The organism is Neorhizobium sp. PAMB6716 (assembly GCF_058242805.1).
The window spans coordinates 510676-526179 of record NZ_CM177835.1 but is presented as its reverse complement, the minus strand read 5'-3'; the positions used below and the strand labels follow the sequence as shown (position 1 = coordinate 526179).

General features: G+C 61.7%; 17 protein-coding genes. 7 read left to right on the top strand and 10 right to left on the bottom strand.

Going from position 1 to position 15504, the window contains the following annotated elements; genetic code table 11:
• Positions 1-3 precede the first annotated feature (3 nt).
• The 4 genes from AC4CWH_RS02495 to AC4CWH_RS02480 are packed head-to-tail and all read right to left on the bottom strand — an operon-like array spanning position 4 to position 5153.
• Positions 4-549: a sarcosine oxidase subunit gamma gene (locus AC4CWH_RS02495; RefSeq protein WP_491320235.1), complete on the bottom strand. Its 546-nt coding sequence runs from the start codon at positions 547-549 to the stop codon at positions 4-6.
• Between the two features lie 14 nt (positions 550-563).
• Complete coding sequence (locus AC4CWH_RS02490; RefSeq protein ID WP_491320234.1) at positions 564-3533, bottom strand: sarcosine oxidase subunit alpha family protein; 2970 nt, start codon at positions 3531-3533, stop codon at positions 564-566.
• Positions 3530-3847: a sarcosine oxidase subunit delta gene (locus tag AC4CWH_RS02485; protein ID WP_491320233.1), complete on the bottom strand. Its 318-nt coding sequence runs from the start codon at positions 3845-3847 to the stop codon at positions 3530-3532. Before AC4CWH_RS02485 ends, AC4CWH_RS02490 begins: the two co-directional genes overlap by 4 nt.
• A gap of 52 nt (positions 3848-3899) precedes the next feature.
• Positions 3900-5153 (bottom strand): sarcosine oxidase subunit beta family protein, encoded by a 1254-nt coding sequence (locus AC4CWH_RS02480; RefSeq protein WP_491320232.1) that lies wholly within the window; start codon positions 5151-5153, stop codon positions 3900-3902.
• A gap of 271 nt (positions 5154-5424) precedes the next feature.
• Between AC4CWH_RS02480 and AC4CWH_RS02475 the strand changes: the two genes are divergently transcribed.
• Positions 5425-6456, top strand: coding sequence for a DUF2793 domain-containing protein (locus AC4CWH_RS02475; protein WP_491320231.1), 1032 nt, complete (start codon positions 5425-5427; stop codon positions 6454-6456).
• A 313-nt stretch (positions 6457-6769) separates the two neighbouring features.
• A complete protein-coding gene (gene sciP, locus AC4CWH_RS02470; protein ID WP_018327815.1) occupies positions 6770-7045 on the top strand; it encodes a CtrA inhibitor SciP in 276 nt (91 codons plus the stop codon).
• A gap of 67 nt (positions 7046-7112) precedes the next feature.
• On the opposite strand, the gene AC4CWH_RS02465 is transcribed toward sciP, so the two are convergent.
• Positions 7113-7595 (bottom strand): paraquat-inducible protein A, encoded by a 483-nt coding sequence (locus AC4CWH_RS02465; protein ID WP_491320230.1) that lies wholly within the window; start codon positions 7593-7595, stop codon positions 7113-7115.
• A gap of 141 nt (positions 7596-7736) precedes the next feature.
• Between AC4CWH_RS02465 and AC4CWH_RS02460 the strand changes: the two genes are divergently transcribed.
• The gene (locus AC4CWH_RS02460; protein WP_491284043.1) at positions 7737-8018 is read left to right on the top strand and encodes a GNAT family N-acetyltransferase; all 282 of its coding nucleotides are present in this window, start codon (positions 7737-7739) and stop codon (positions 8016-8018) included.
• An 88-nt stretch (positions 8019-8106) separates the two neighbouring features.
• On the opposite strand, the gene AC4CWH_RS02455 is transcribed toward AC4CWH_RS02460, so the two are convergent.
• Complete coding sequence (locus AC4CWH_RS02455; RefSeq protein ID WP_491320229.1) at positions 8107-8457, bottom strand: flagellar export protein FliJ; 351 nt, start codon at positions 8455-8457, stop codon at positions 8107-8109.
• Positions 8458-8896: 439 nt separating this feature from the next.
• Between AC4CWH_RS02455 and ctrA the strand changes: the two genes are divergently transcribed.
• The gene (gene ctrA, locus AC4CWH_RS02450) at positions 8897-9598 is read left to right on the top strand and encodes a response regulator transcription factor CtrA (protein ID WP_210104264.1); all 702 of its coding nucleotides are present in this window, start codon (positions 8897-8899) and stop codon (positions 9596-9598) included.
• A gap of 169 nt (positions 9599-9767) precedes the next feature.
• Here ctrA and AC4CWH_RS02445 read toward each other — a convergent pair whose 3' ends face one another.
• A complete protein-coding gene (locus AC4CWH_RS02445; RefSeq protein WP_491284041.1) occupies positions 9768-10130 on the bottom strand; it encodes a response regulator in 363 nt (120 codons plus the stop codon).
• Between the two features lie 116 nt (positions 10131-10246).
• Positions 10247-10894, bottom strand: a complete 648-nt coding sequence (chpT, locus tag AC4CWH_RS02440) for a histidine phosphotransferase ChpT (RefSeq protein ID WP_491284040.1) — start codon at positions 10892-10894, stop codon at positions 10247-10249.
• 200 nt (positions 10895-11094) lie between these two features.
• On the opposite strand from chpT, the gene AC4CWH_RS02435 reads away from it, so the two are divergent.
• Entirely contained in the window at positions 11095-11676 is a 582-nt protein-coding gene (locus tag AC4CWH_RS02435; RefSeq protein WP_491320228.1) for a DUF1134 domain-containing protein, read from the top strand.
• Positions 11677-11818: 142 nt separating this feature from the next.
• Positions 11819-13057 (top strand): hypothetical protein, encoded by a 1239-nt coding sequence (locus AC4CWH_RS02430; RefSeq protein ID WP_491320227.1) that lies wholly within the window; start codon positions 11819-11821, stop codon positions 13055-13057.
• A 27-nt stretch (positions 13058-13084) separates the two neighbouring features.
• Here AC4CWH_RS02430 and AC4CWH_RS02425 read toward each other — a convergent pair whose 3' ends face one another.
• Complete coding sequence (locus AC4CWH_RS02425; protein WP_491320226.1) at positions 13085-13930, bottom strand: TrmH family RNA methyltransferase; 846 nt, start codon at positions 13928-13930, stop codon at positions 13085-13087.
• A 2-nt stretch (positions 13931-13932) separates the two neighbouring features.
• Positions 13933-14319: a hypothetical protein gene (locus AC4CWH_RS02420; protein WP_491320225.1), complete on the bottom strand. Its 387-nt coding sequence runs from the start codon at positions 14317-14319 to the stop codon at positions 13933-13935.
• Positions 14320-14361: 42 nt separating this feature from the next.
• Here AC4CWH_RS02420 and AC4CWH_RS02415 point away from each other — a divergent pair, with 42 nt between their 5' ends.
• Positions 14362-15387 carry an RluA family pseudouridine synthase gene (locus AC4CWH_RS02415; RefSeq protein ID WP_491320224.1) on the top strand — a complete coding sequence of 342 codons (1026 nt, stop codon included), beginning with the start codon at positions 14362-14364 and terminating at the stop codon, positions 15385-15387.
• Positions 15388-15504: the final 117 nt, after the last annotated feature.

The window sequence follows — 15504 nt, the reverse complement described above, 5'->3', positions numbered from 1 at the left end:
TCTTCAGGCGAACCCGGCCGTGAGTGCAAACTCGCGGCCCATCTCCTTGATCTCTTCGAATACGGTGCCTGAATAAGAGCGCGGCACGATAATCTCGAAGGCATCATCTGCGGTGCGGGCAAGATTGCCGGAAACGTGGGCGATCAGCATGGGCGCGGACATATTCAGCGCAAAAGCGTCCGGATGGAGATCGACCGCCACGCATTTGGCAAGGATCTTTCGAGCATGCGGGCCGTCGAGGCGCAGCAGCACGCGCCCGTCGCTGTCATCGAGGATGGCGGCGCCGGGGATGGCGTGAAGTGTGCGCATCAGGCTCTCCGGCGCCATCTCCTGCGAGACGGCCAGCCATTCGCCGGGGCCGCAGACCCGCTTGGAAACGCCATCCATCATGTCCAGCGCCAGATCCACATCGCTTTCGTGGCCGGCATGGGCCAGCACACAGGCAATGGCCGGACGGCGGAAGACAGAGAGATGGTTGGCGTTGGGCCTGGTTTCAAAGCCGGTGATATGGTCTTCCAGCACATGCCGGTGGGTGTAGGTGATCGACATCTTCGAAAATCCCCTCAAACCTGCAGTTTCAGATTGTCGGGATCGACAAAGACCGGCGAACACACCTCTGCCAGCACCTCGCTTTCGCGCAACCGGTCCCAGACAAGGACCTTTTCGCCAAGACGTTCGCGCCCGGATTTGAGCAGGGCAAGCGCGATATAGCGGCCAAGCGTCGGCGAATAACAGGCGGAGGACACAAAACCCTGATCGTTGGTGGTCGACGGCTTGGCGTTTTCCTTCAGGATATGCGCACCGGCCTTGATCTCGGCATCGGGCTCCACCGGCTTGAGGCCGACCATCTGCAGCCGGTCGGCGGCCGTCAGGCCAAAACGGGTGGAGAGGCGCTTGCCGATGAAATCCGGCTTCTGCATCGCCATCATGCGCCCAAGGCCGACATCGTCTGCGGTGGTGCGGCCGTCGAGTTCGCTGTGCGTGACATGGCCTTTTTCGATGCGCAGCACGTTCAGCGCTTCCACCCCATAGGCGCAGATGCCATCCTCGCGGCCGGCTTCCATCAGGTGATCGGCCACCGCCTCGCCATAACCTGCGGGCACGGCCAGTTCATAGGCGAGTTCACCGGAAAACGAGATGCGGAAGAGGCGCGCGGCAAGCCCGCCCTTCAGCGTGATCGCGCGGGCGGCAAGGAACGGGAATGCGGCATCGGACAAATCATCCTCCACCAGACGCTGCAGGATGATGCGGGCTTTTGGTCCGGCGAGCGACATCTGCGCCCAATGGTCGGTGGTGGAGGCAAAACGCACATCGAGATCGGCGAACAGAACCTGCGCGCAATAGTCCAGATGCGCCATGACCTCGGCCGCATAGGCGGTCGTGGTGGTCATCACGTAATGGTTTTCCGAAAGCCGGCTCACCGTGCCGTCATCGAAAACGATGCCGTCCTCGCGCAGCATCAGGCCATAACGGGCCTTGCCGATGGGAAGCTTCAGGAAGGCATTGCTGTAGACGCGGTTCAGAAATTCCGCCGCCTGCGTGCCAAAAATCTCGATCTTGCCGAGCGTCGAGACATCGCAGAGGCCGGCGTTTTCGCGCACGGTCAGCACTTCGCGGTCAACGGCTTCGCGCCAGGTCTTTTCGCCGAGGCGCGGAAACCAGGCGGAGCGATGCCAGAGGCCGGCCTCGACAAAGATCGCACCGTGTCTCGCCGCCCAGCCATGCAGCGGCGAGCGGCGGGTGGGGCGCGATTGCTCGGCGCGCGCCGTGCCCGCCAGAGCCCCGAAGGAGACCGGTGTGTAGAAGGGCCGGAAGGTGGTGGTGCCGACGACGGCCGGTGAGACACCGCGCATGCCGGCGACAAGCCCTACCGTGTTGATATTGCCAAGCTTGCCCTGATCGGTCGCCATTCCGGCGGTGGTATAACGCTTGGTGTGTTCGATATGGCCAAAAGCTTCGCGCTGCGACAGGCTCAAGTCGGCCACCGTCACGTCATTCTGGAAATCGACAAAGGCCTTGCCCTTCGAGCCCTGCACGTACCAGAGCGGCGAAAAGGCCGGATCATACTCACCTTCGACTTCAGGAATGTCAGCGTCATAAGCGGCAAAGCCCAGATCGCGGGCAAGCGCCATGGCCTTCTCCGCGCCATCTCTCAGGCAGGCCGACAGGCGATCAAGGCCGGCCGCAGCGCCCGCAGCGACAAAGCCAGCGCCGACATCGGGCGGCAGAAATGCCTGATGGGCCTCGCTCCACACCGGCTTTGCGCCGCGCTGGCACAGAAGATGCACGATGGGAGACCAGCCGCCGGACATCAGAAGCGCATCGCAATCGATCACCTCTTCGTGGCCGGAACGCTCCGCCACGAGGCCGGTGAGCCCGAGCCGCCCGCGCGTTGCCGTGACAGAAGCGCCGGACAGGATGCGCAGGCCTTCTCTCGCCAGATCCGCCTGCGCGGGGCCTGCATCCTTGCGTGGATCGATAATGGCTGTGACTTCGACGCCGGCTGCCGTCAGATCGGCTGCCGTGCGATAGCCGGAGCCGCCATTGGTAAACACGGCCACCTTGCGCCCGACGCCCACGCCATAACGGTTGAGATAGGTGCGCGCGGCACCCGCCGTCAGGATGCCGGGCCGGTCATTGCCGCCAAACACCAGCGGGCGTTCCTCGGCACCGGTCGCCAGAAGCGCGCGCTTGGCGACCATCCGCCAGACCCGCTCCACCGGCAGGTCCGGATCGGGCAGCGCCACATGTTTTTGGACCTTTTCGACCGCGCCGAACACCATGTCGTCATACCAGCCGAACACGGTGGTGCGCGCCATCAGCGTGACATTGGCAAGGCTTGCCAGTTCGGCGATGATGGCTGCGGCAAAATCTGCCGCCGGCAGGCCACCCACCACGGCGGTTTCCGACAAAAGCTGCCCGCCCAGCTGAAAATCCTCGTCGGCCAGAATGACGCGAAGACCGGCGCGCGCTGCGGCAAGAGCGGCCATCAACCCGGTCGGGCCGGCACCGATGACCAGCAGGTCGCAATGCGCCCAGGCCTTTTCATAACGGTCGGGATCGGGCTCCATCACCGCCCGGCCAAGGCCTGCGGCGCGGCGGATCAGCGGCTCATACACCTTTTCCCAGAAGGATGCCGGCCACATGAAGGTCTTGTAGTAGAAGCCGGCCGACAGGAAGGGCGACAACAGGCTGTTGACCGAACCGATATCATAGGCAAGCGAGGGCCAGCGGTTCTGGCTGGCAGCCGTCATCCCATCGTAAAGCTCGGCAACGGTGGCACGCGCATTGGGCTCGCTGCGGGCACCGGAGCCCACCGTCACCAATGCGTTCGGCTCGGCGGAACCGGCCGTCACGGGGCCGCGCGGGCGATGATATTTGAAACTGCGGCCCATCAGCATCTGGCCATTGGCCAGAAGCGCAGACGACAGCGTATCACCGGCAAAACCCTTGAGCGGCTTGCCATCGAAGGTAAAGCGCAGCGGCACCGCACGGTTGACGAGCCCGCCGGAAGACAGACGATGGGGGGTCATGCGAGGCCCTTTCCAGCGGAAGCCTGGGCGTCCTCTCCAGGGACAGCGGGACGCCTGAACACGGCGGCATCCGTGACCGACAGAACGGCATGGCTGACATTATCCCGCTCCACCACCAGAAAGCGCCGGCAACCGCCGACATGGTGCCAGTGCTCGAAGATGACGCCCTTCACATTGTCGCGCAGATAGACATAGGCATGCCAGGCTTCATCCGGCGCATGGGAGGCTGGACGCTGAGGCAAGGCATCACCGCGAACGGTGAATTCTTCCTTGGGACGAACCCCGCAATGGGGACAGGTGATCAGGCTTGCCATGGTAAAAACTCGTCAATGCAGGGTCGTGCGGGTTCGGCTAATGCAGGTTCGCCTAATGCAGATTCGGTTGCGGCCCCTTGCCGCCTTCGTCGATGGCAAGGCCGCGCTCGAAGCGGTCGAGCCGCAGGAATCGCGCCGTATAATGCGGCTCGTCCCTTGCGATCAGATGGGCAAAACAGAAGCCGGAGGCGGGCGTCGCCTTGAAGCCGCCGTAACACCAGCCGCAGTTCAGATAGAGATTGTCGATCGGCGTCTTGTCGATGATCGGCGATCCATCCATCGACATGTCCATGACGCCACCCCAGGCACGCAGCACTTTGACGCGCGAGAGGCCGGGAATTAGCGACACGCCCTCCTCGATGGTGCTTTCCACCATCGCCAGATTGCCGCGCTGCGCATAGGAGGAATAATAATCGATGTCGGCCCCGAAGACCAAGCCGCCCTTGTCCGACTGCGAGATATAGAAGTGTCCGGCGCCATAGGTGATGACATTGTGGATGACCGGCTTCAGGCCTTCCGACACGAAAGCCTGCAGCACATGCGTTTCGATAGGAAGCCGAAGCCCGGCCATCTGGCCGGTCACCGAGGTGTGGCCGGCGGTGGCCAGCGCCAGCTTGTTGCAGCCGATGAAGCCCTTTGACGTCTCGACGCCGAGAACCCTGCCCGTCTCGTCGCGGCGGATGCCGCTTACCTCGCAGTGCTGGATCAGGTCGACGCCGCGCTGATCTGCGCCGCGTGCATACCCCCAGGCGACCGCATCGTGGCGGGCGGTACCGCCGCGCTTTTGCAGCAGGCCACCCATGATCGGAAAACGCGCGTGGTCGAAATTGAGATAGGGCATCGACTTCTTCACCGCGTCGCGATCCAGAAGCTCTGCATGCACGCCATGCATCATCATGGCATTGCCACGCCTCGCATAGGCATCACGCTGGCCATCGGAGTGGAAGAGGTTGATCACGCCGCGTTGGGAGACCATGGCATTATAGTTGAAATCCTGCTCCAGCCCTTCCCACAGCTTCATGGAAAACTCGTAGAAGGGCTCATTGCCTTCCAGCAGGTAATTCGAGCGGATGATGGTGGTGTTTCGCCCGACATTGCCGGAGCCGATATATCCCTTTTCCAAGACCGCGATATTGGTGATGCCGAATTCCTTGGCGAGATAATAGGCGGTGGACAGGCCATGCCCGCCGCCGCCGACGATGATCACATCATAATGCGCCTTCGGCTGCGGCTCGCGCCAGGCCGGTTTCCAGTGGCGGTTGCCGGAAAAGGCGTGCCGGACGATGTCTAGGGCGGAGTAACGCATGCGGGGTCCTGTCTCGAATATCGTCGCCACCTTCGCATATGCAATACAAAGGACAAGGGCATTCGCAAGGCCCTTGCGCGCCGTCCACGACCGATGTTCCAGGCTGGCCATGCGCGCACGCGCGATTCCACTTAGCCTGAATGCCCCTTGTTATCCGTCGACGGGCATGAACTCGAAGGCTGCGCCAACAGTTTCAACCGCTTGACTGCGTCTGCGTCCCCACAGGGGACTGAGCCCTTAGAATGGCCGCGACACACGGGGAGATCACGCCATGGCCGACACGACACCGAACCTCAGACTGCCCTATATCCTGCCCTCGCAGGCGCAAAAACACGTCACGCACAACGAGGCGCTGCTTCGGCTCGACACACTGGTGCAGCTTGCAATCGAATATGATGGAACGAGCCCTCCGGCGACACCGGTCGAAGGACTGCATTACGCCGTGACAACAGGCGCAACCGGGGCCTGGAGCGGCCGCCAGGGCACCATCGCCACCTATCAGGATGGCGCCTGGAGCTTTCTGCAGCCAAACACCGGTTTTCTCGCTTGGTTTAAGTCGCTTTCAGCAATCCGGGCCTTTTCGGGGAGCACCTGGGTCACCCCCGGCCTGCCCGACATCCTCACACCCGCACGGCTTGGCATCAGCGCGACGCCGGATGACAGCAACCGGCTGTCGGTCTCCTCTGCCGCCTCGCTTTTCAACAATGCCGGTGCCGGGCACCAGTTGAAGATCAACAAGGCAGCGGTTGGCGATACCGCCTCGCTGCTTTTCCAGAGCGGCTGGTCGGGCCGGGCGGAAATGGGCCTTGCCGGCAATGACCAGTTTGCCGTGAAGGTGAGCGCCGACGGCGGCAGCTGGAAAACCGGCATAAGCTTTGATGGCGCCGGCCGGCCGAGTTTTCCCAACCGGCCGCTTGCCCGCGCCCATCGCGCCACCGGCACATCAAGTCCCGCCTCCGGCGCCTCCACCGGCTTTACCACGCTTGCGCTCGAGCAGGGCGGCGTCACGCTTGGCGCTGCCGTGACCGGCGGCGGCAATACGCTGGTGGTGCCTGCAAGCGGGATCTACAAACTGACGATGATGGTGTCCGTCACCTCGTCTTCCGGCCACACCGCAAGCCTCCGGCGCAATGCCTCGACAACGCTCATCAGCCTCAGCCTTCCCTCGGCCGCCCCCCTCACCGTCTGCGCGTCAACGCTCGCTTCGTTGACGCAAGGCGATACCCTCACCTTCCTGCACGCAGGCACTGCGGTTCTGGATGAGGGTGCCGGACGCACGGAACTGTCGCTGCAGATGATCTGACAGCGCCACATCGTCTTAAAAAATGCAGACCCGGCCGGGTTTTCCACCGCCAAATCCGGCCGGGGCGGCAGATCATCGTTCCTTGAAAACCACTGTTAAAATGCAGCATAAACCTTGCTGCGCCGCAGTCAAACCGTTCGAAAGAACATTCTAATCTTACGAAACACACAATGGCGGCGATGAATTGCGAAAAAAACGCGAAAGAATTGTGTTCGCAATGCGGTTTCCTGCAAAACGAGGTTTCCATTTAGTCAAATGTTAAAACTGCGGGGCTACGGTCGCCCATGTGGTCTTGTGTAGTGTAGAGAGTCCAATGACCGAAATGATCCGGCCTCGAGTTAAATATGTCATCGGCCCCGATGGCAGCCCCCTGACGATTGCGGACCTTCCGCCGGCCAATACGCGCCGCTGGGTGATCCGTCGCAAGGCGGAGGTGGTTGCAGCGGTGCGCGGTGGCCTGTTGAGCCTCGAGGAAGCTTGCGAGCGTTACACCCTGACGGTGGAAGAATTCCTGTCCTGGCAGTCGTCGATCAACGACCACGGCCTTGCAGGCTTGAGAACAACGCGGATCCAGCAGTACCGCCACTAGTTCAGGCCGTTCGCATACCGCCACCGACCGTCTTTGCTGTCCTCCGGAGCCCGTCTCCCGAGGGGGCTTAGCGCATGTCGGTCTCTGACCGGTTCTCAGCGGCCATCGATGCAAAGGGTGACAAGACCCCGGTCATGATGGCTGAACCTGCATAGAACCACAGACCCGGCTGGGCGACGGCTGTCGCCAGCCCACTCTTCTTGGCCGCGAAGATCGCGATCGCCACCAGCATCACGTCCATCATAGACCACTTAGACAGATGCGGCAGCGCGCGGCCGAAAATCCCCAACCGATCCCGACCTTGCCGGAGGAGCCCCGCCTCCGTTGAAAGCACGAGCACAAGCTTGGCTGCGGGAAATGCGATGGAAAAAAGCGCAATCAGCAGCGCCAGCCCCCAGTCGCCCTCTTCAACAAGCCCTGAGACCAGATCGATCAGCGACGGCGTCTGGCTGAACAGGAAAAGCCGGTCGATCTGAAGGATCGGCAGAGAAATCCCAAGCAGAAGAAAAACGGCCGACACCAGCAGCAGCCCCAGGCGCAGCTTGACCATGCCCCCTCCTCTTCTCTGTCGTCTTGCCCGGGCTGTCGTTCAGCCACCTGCCCTCCGGCACACCCTGCCGGACATGCGGCTGGCATAATGGCGCTTTTGTCCTACATCATGAGGATGACGGACAAAACAAGGGGCAGCGTTATGAAGATTACCGAAGACACGCATTCCACCGGTGGCGCCTACCGCGCCGATCTGGATGGGGCCAAGGCGGAAATGACGTTTTCGCGCGCCTCGCCACATCTGATCATCATCGATCACACGCAGGTGGACGATGCCCTTCGCGGCAAGGGCGTCGGGCAGGCGCTGGCGGTGCATGCGGTGGAGGCTGCACGGGCGGGGGGCTGGAAGATCATTCCGCTGTGCCCTTTCTTCAAGGCACAGCTGGAGCGTCACCCTGACTGGCAGGATGTGATCAACCGCTGAGCGGCGGGCGCAGGTGCGCCTTCGTCGCGCGCACGCTCAAAAAGCGTCCACGCAACGGGTTTAGAAAACGGACGTGCGAGACCCCGCGTCAGGCGCGGGCGCGCATGCCGCCGTCACGTTCTTCCAAGGCCGTTGCCTTGGAAAGTTCGGCTTGCGCCTCTTCGAGCGCCAGGTCGGCACTTTCCTGCTGGACGCGCAATTCGCGGATCGAAACCTGCAGATTGTCTGCCCGCTGACGGGCCGCCTTGGCAAAAGTCGGATAAGCGAAATGATTCGGGTCTGTGATTCCCGATTTCTTTTCTTCGAGCGAGATCTGGTGTTCCAGCTCTTTCGACATACGTTCGAATTCCGCCATCATCAGCTGTAACTGCTGCAACTGGCGGCGCTTTTCATTCACCTGAAATTCTTTCAGGCGCACAAGGCTGTCACGCGTCTTCATACGCAATACTCCCGTGGATAGCGAGACCCCGGCTATGTTCCCATTTCCCCCTGAGTCCGACCTGCAACAGTTCGGACTGAAAAATTGCCGCGCCGTTAATAAATTGGGCGCCGCGGTAACCTTTCATTTACGGGCATCGTTAATGATAGGGACGATCGTTTAAGGGTCCGTAAATGCCATGGTCGATTTCGACCGACGACAATGATGAGTCGTATGAATCACTTGGGAGGAATTCCTCACAAAATGAATCAGGTATGGCGCTGGCAGATTCACATGATAAATCAGGCGAATACCAAGTTTGTTTAACGAATTCCTGTGCCTTGCCAAAGGGAGTCAGAGTTTGTTAACCAATTGGTGTCAGCTTCCAAATCAGGCAACGTCTGGATCCGTCTCGCGTTAGGGGGCCATTCACACCTTCGCGGCGGTAAAGGGGAAAATTATGCGGGTTCTACTCATCGAAGATGACAGCGCGACTGCCCAGAGCATCGAGCTGATGCTGAAGTCGGAAAGCTTCAATGTGTATACGACGGATCTCGGGGAAGAGGGCGTCGACCTCGGCAAGCTGTACGATTACGATATCATTCTGCTTGACCTCAACCTGCCGGACATGTCCGGCTACGAGGTTCTGCGCACACTGCGTCTGTCCAAGGTCAAAACACCGATCCTGATCCTGTCCGGCATGGCCGGCATCGAGGATAAGGTTCGGGGTCTCGGCTTCGGCGCAGACGACTACATGACCAAGCCGTTCCACAAGGACGAGCTTGTTGCACGCATCCATGCCATCGTCCGTCGTTCGAAGGGCCATGCCCAGTCGATCATCATCACGGGCGAGCTGATCGTGAACCTCGACGCGAAAACCGTCGAAGTGGGCGGCCAGCGGGTTCACCTGACCGGCAAGGAATATCAGATGCTGGAACTGCTCTCGCTGCGCAAGGGCACCACTCTGACCAAGGAAATGTTCCTCAACCACCTCTATGGTGGGATGGACGAACCGGAACTGAAAATCATCGACGTGTTCATCTGCAAGCTTCGCAAGAAGCTGGCAAACGCCGCAGGCGGCGCGAACTACATCGAAACCGTCTGGGGCCGCGGCTACGTGCTGCGCGAACCGGATGGCGGCGAATACGCCGAAACGGCCTGATCTTTCTACCCCACTGGATCCGCGATCAGTCAAACGTCCGAGATTTTCATCTCGGACGTTTTTCGTTGTGGCTGGCGTCTTGTCAGGAGGATGACGGCCGGCGGCCAAGGCCGCACGCAAAAGCGCGAGCGCCGGATGGCGTCAAAGGCCGGGGTATCAAAGCAGGGCCTCAGGCGGCTGCGGAAAAGCCGGAAAACACCGCAGACAGGATCTTGCGGTCGAACGGCTTCAGCAGGAAATCGTCGGCGCCGGCGCGCTTGCCCATCATCATCTTTTTGAGGTCTGCCTCGATGACGCAGTAATAGATGCGCACGCGGTTGGCGCCCGGCAGGGATTTGACCTGCGTGATGAGTTCGAGCGCGCCCTCAAGACCCGCATCGACGATCAGGATCGCCGGCAGTTCGGCCTGGCAACGCATCAGCGCCTCCCGGTCACCGGAGGCTTCCGTCACGAGGAAACCCAGCTCGGACAGAATGCGCTTGGCAACCGTGCGAACGATATCGGAACTGTCGGCAATCATCAGGCGCTGCATCGCGTTCCCTCCCAGAACGATAACGGAAAGCCCCCGCCATGGAGGGCTTCCCGTAACGATAGGAGCAGCTCGCTAAGGAACTGTTACCGGACGCGAGGGGCGCGGCGTGTAATCTGTCAGGCCGTCGGAATTTCGGCGATGAAGACGATGTTGTCGTCATTCACCACATGGCGCAGCTCCATGCCGCATTCTTCCGAAAGAAGCACGGTGTAATAAGGCTGGATGGTGTGGGCGTCGGCCAGTTCCTCGGCGGTGCCATTGCACAGCTCGACGAATTTCGGCGGCAGGCGCAGCATGCGTCCCTTAACCGTCAGCGAAAATTTCGCGTCAGTCTCCGGCTTTTCCAGAACCACATCGATGCTGCCGCCACGCGGAATGGCGCTATAGGCGACCATGAACAGATTGAGCAGCAGCTTGACGCGGTTTTTTGGGATGATCGCACGCGGGCCACTCCAGGAGACTTCCGTCTTCTTTTCGGCAGCGGCAAAATCCTTGGCGGCCTTTTCGGCCTCGCCCGTATCGATGGAGGCCCCGACGGAGCCGGAGGCACCGAAGGCGAGACGGGCAAATTTGAGACGCACGGAGGCGTTCTGCGCCGAGGTGCGGATGAGGTCCAGCGCGTCCTCGTCGGCACCGCCCTCGTCCAGCAGTTCAAGGCCATTGCAGATCGCACCGACCGGCGAAATCACATCATGGCAGACGCGACTGCACAGGAGCGCTGCCAGATCGGGACCGGTGAGGATAAGGTTCGGATTCTTCGGCATCTGATTTTCCCGGGTGTAGCCACGATGTTGATCGGCTATGTCTCACGACAATGTTGCGTGAAGGTGGCTCTTTCTTGAATTCACCTTCTGTCGCCGCCATAAAGACACCATTTTTGGTAAACCGGTTGTTAACGGGATGGTCTCAAGATGGCTCAGCCGCAATCTGAGGCACCAATTGATTAAAAAAACGGACAGGCCCCATGCGCTTCGACACAATCTTTGCCCTCGCTCGACTGCTCATCCTGCCAATTCTGGCTGTCACGGCCGCTGCGCCAGCACAGGCACAGCAGCGATCCGGTGAACAATATACGCTGCAAGAGATCGTCGATGCCGGTCACGGCTTCTTCGGCAACACCACCGGCGGGTTGGCCAAGGTTGTCGAAAAGGCCTTCCAGCAATACGGCCTGCCGAACGGCTATGTGCTCGGCCAGGAAGGCTCCGGTGCCTTCATTGCCGGCCTCACCTATGGCGAAGGCGAGCTTTATACCAAGAATGCCGGCAATCATCCGGTCTTCTGGCAGGGCCCTTCGCTCGGCATCGATTACGGTGGCCAGGGCGCCCGCGCCATGATGCTGGTTTATAACCTGCCGGCCGTCCAGAACCTCTATGCGCGCTACGGCGGTGTTAGCGGCTCGGCCTTCGTGGTGGCCGGCGTCGGCATGACGGCGCTGCGCAACAACGACGTGCTGGTCGTACCGATCCGCACCGGCGTCGGCGCCCGCCTCGGCGTGAATGTCGGTTATCTGAAATTTACCCAGGCGCCGACCTGGAACCCCTTCTGATCCGGTTTCGCCCGCCAGGCCCCATCGGCATGATGTCAAATCGTGCCCGGCCTGACGTTCCTGTTGCCTATCTCCTATCGATATTCTAGCTGTAGCTGAATTTAGATTGTTCTGAAATAACCGACCGCAGGGTGGACCGCACGTGATCCAGTTCGCGCTTCTCTATGGACTGGGCTTTCTCAGCGCCACACTCCTGGTCTTGGTGCTGGCGCCCGCCGTCCATCGCCGCGTCGTGCGCTACACGGAAAACCGCCTGAAGGCGACGATGCCGATCAGCCCGGCGGAAGTGCGCGCCCAGCGCGACATGGCGCGGGCCGTTTATGCTGCCGAAAATGCCCGCACACGGCAGGAGTTGACCGAGGAGCGCGATCGCAATGTCTCGCTGCAACTGCGCTTCGACCGGCTGAGCGGCGAGGCAGCACACCTGCATGCCAGCCATCACGACATGCAGATCCAGGTGAGCGACATGAGCGTGGAAGCCGCCGACCTGCGCTCCAGGCTCCGGCGCGAGGAAGGCCTGATCCAGCAGTTGAAGCAGTCGCTGGCGACCGTGGAAATGACGGTGGCGACCAAGAACGCTGAAATCGACACGCTGCGCAAGCGCATCCAGAAGCTGACCGGCGATCTCGACCACCTGAACATCGATCTCTCCACCCGCGACAGTACCGCCGACAGCCTGAAGCAGCGCGCGGCGGCACTGCGTGAAGAGCGCGAAGTGCTGCGCAACGACCTGAAGCTGATGACCACCCGCGCCAGGGATGCTGAGCAACGCCTGGCGCAGGAGGAAGCCCGCGCCGTGCGGCTTGAGGAAAAGCTGATGCGCGAAATCGCCCAGAAGGCCGACACGCAGGAGGCGCTCGATCGCCGGCTGCAGGAAATCGAGCAATTGCGCGGCCGCAGTGGCGCGGACGACGGCGAATGGCGCGAGCCGGTGACCGGCAGTTATCCCCTGCCCCGCAAGAAGATAGCAGCCGTCGAAAAACACGCGCTGACGGCGCGCAAGCGCCGCACCGGCAAACAGAGCCCTGAAGACAGCACGCCTGCATCCACCGCCGATCGGAGCGACCCATCCATGCCCGACCTCAGCCCGTTTGAAGACGATATCCGCGCCCGCAGTGCAGCCTTGGGCGCCGAGCTTTCCCGCCCTGCCCCGCCCGAGGCGGATGAAGCGCTGCGGCGGGAACTGGCAACAATTGCCGCCGACATGGTGGCGCTGACGGCGGTTGCCGAAGGTCCGACCTCGCCGATCATCGCCATTCTGGATCAGGATGCAGCGGCCGGCGAGGACGACCGCACGCAGGATCCTGAAGCGGTTGATGCAAAAAGCCTTGCCGCCCGCGCCCGCCAGTCTCTGGAGAGGATGCAGGCGTCCGACGCCTGATTGACCGAACGCACCAGTGTCGCCGCTTCAGATGATGCCTTGAAGCCTTGAAATCTCGTAGAGCGCGATGCCGGTTGCCGTTGCGGCATTCAGGCTGTCGAGGCCGGGCATCTGCGGAATGCGGGCGTTGCGGAAACGAGCGAGAACTTCGGCCGGCAGCCCCTCGCCTTCGGTGCCCGTCACCAGCGCAATGCGCCGGTCGGCCGGGATATGTCGGATATCGCTTTCCCCCTGCGGGGACAGGCCCCAGACGGCAAAACCTTTTGCATCAACGGCTTCGAGAAGCGACAGCGCGCTGCCGCCGCGCGCATAGGGCACCGAGAGCACCGAACCGACGGAGACGCGCAGCGCCTTGCGATAGAGCGGATCGCAGCAGGTTTCATCCAGCAGCACCGCCTGAGCCCCGAAGGCTGCGGCATTGCGAAAGATCGAGCCGATATTATCGTGGTTGGAAATGCCGCAGGCGACGATCACCAGCGCCGGCTCTTCTGCCCTGTCCAGCAATTGGCCGGCCGATGGCGGATCGGCCCGCCTGCCGAGCGCCAGCACGCCCCGGTGCAGGTGAAAGCCGGCAATCGCATCCAGCACACCGGCATCGGCAACGTAGACCGGGACTTCTGGCGCAAATTCCGCCAGGAGATCGGCAAGGCCCGCCACCCGGTTTTCCAGCAGCAGGATCTTTTCTGCACGGATCCCACTCTGCCGGTCATGAGCCAGCCTATGCGCCCTTGCCAGCATGCGCAGCACCACCGTGCCTTCCGCAATAAAGCCGCCGCCGCGCCCGACGAGATCGCGTTCCCGGATATCGCGAAATTCCGCAATACGCGGATCGGCGGGATCGGTGATGCGGATGAGCGGGCGGGCCTCTGTCACGGTCAGCGTTCGCCAACCGTCACGTCGGCGACGATTCGTCCGACCGCGAGATCGAAGATCAGCGCCTTGCGAACACCGTCCACCACGCCGTAAAACAGGATCTGGCTGCCGGAATTGGAAACCGACTGCACCTGAAAGCCCGGCGGCAGATGCGCGGTGACCGGGAGCGGCTGGTCGGCAGGCACGGCAAAACCGGCGGCAGTGGCCAGCGGCGCCTGCGTTTCCGAGGAATGGCGCACCTTGTAGACAACCGCCATCAACACCGCCATAAGGCTGACGAACATGATGCCACCGGACACGATCTGCAGGCGCACCATCTTGCGGCGGACGTTATCCATCACCGGATCGAGCGGCGGCTCTTCCTGTTGCTCGGGTTCGAGATTGGCCATCGGGCAGAAGTCCTTCGCTCTAACTGTCATCGGGATGAACATATGAACGACCCCTTTAACCAAGGCGCGACGCCAAGGAAAGTGCTGACTGCCGGCGAGGACGCGACAGGACGGCTGGATGCATGGCTGACATCGATGCTGGAGGGCGAGTTTTCCCGCAGTCGCCTGAAGGCGCTGATCGAACAAGGGGCGATCACGCTGAACGGCCAGACCTGCACCGAGCCGAAGAAAAAGATCGCCGTCGGCGACACGATCACCATCGACATGCCGGAACCGGAAGACCCGGAACCGAAAGGTGAAAACATTCCGATCGAGGTTCTCTACGAGGACGAAGACCTGATCGTGCTGGTGAAGCCCGCCGGCCTTGTCGTGCATCCCGGCGCCGGCAACTGGACGGGCACGCTGGTCAACGCCCTCATCCACCATTGCGCCGGCAGCCTGTCGGGCATCGGTGGCGTCAAGCGTCCGGGCATCGTACACCGGCTCGACAAGGAGACCAGCGGCGTGATGGTGGTGGCGAAAAACGACATCGCCCATCGGCATCTGGCGGCGCAATTTGCCGACCACGGCCGCACCGGCGATCTGGAGCGGGCCTATGTCGCGCTCGTCTGGGGCCGCCCCCGCCAGTTGCGCGGCACCATCGATGCGCCGCTTGGCCGCTCGGGTGCGGACCGCACCAAGCGCTCGGTCAAACGCGAGGATACCGACGATGCGCGCGAGGCGGTGACGCATTACGAAGTGACCGAGCGCTTTCATGAAAAGCCCGATTCGACCTGCCTTGCCTCGCTGGTGGAATGCCGGCTGGAAACCGGGCGCACCCACCAGATCCGCGTCCACATGGCCCATATCGGCCATCCGCTGATCGGCGATCCCGAATATGGCGCGGCCTTCAAGACCAAAGCCAACCTTCTGCCGGATGACGCAAAAGATGTGGTCAACCGCTTCCACCGACAGGCGCTGCACGCCTTCCTTCTCGCCTTCGAACATCCGCGCACCGGCGAGGTGATGGAGTTCAGGGCACCGGTGCCCGAGGATATGGAAGAACTGCTGATGGCGCTTCGCGCCTAAGCGACGCGCCTTTGTGACGGATCGCTCACTCAACGTGGGCGAGGTCCTGGCCGTCAAAAATCCTTGAAAGATCGTGAAATAACAACCATTGCGCGAATTTTACACTGAACGATCTGT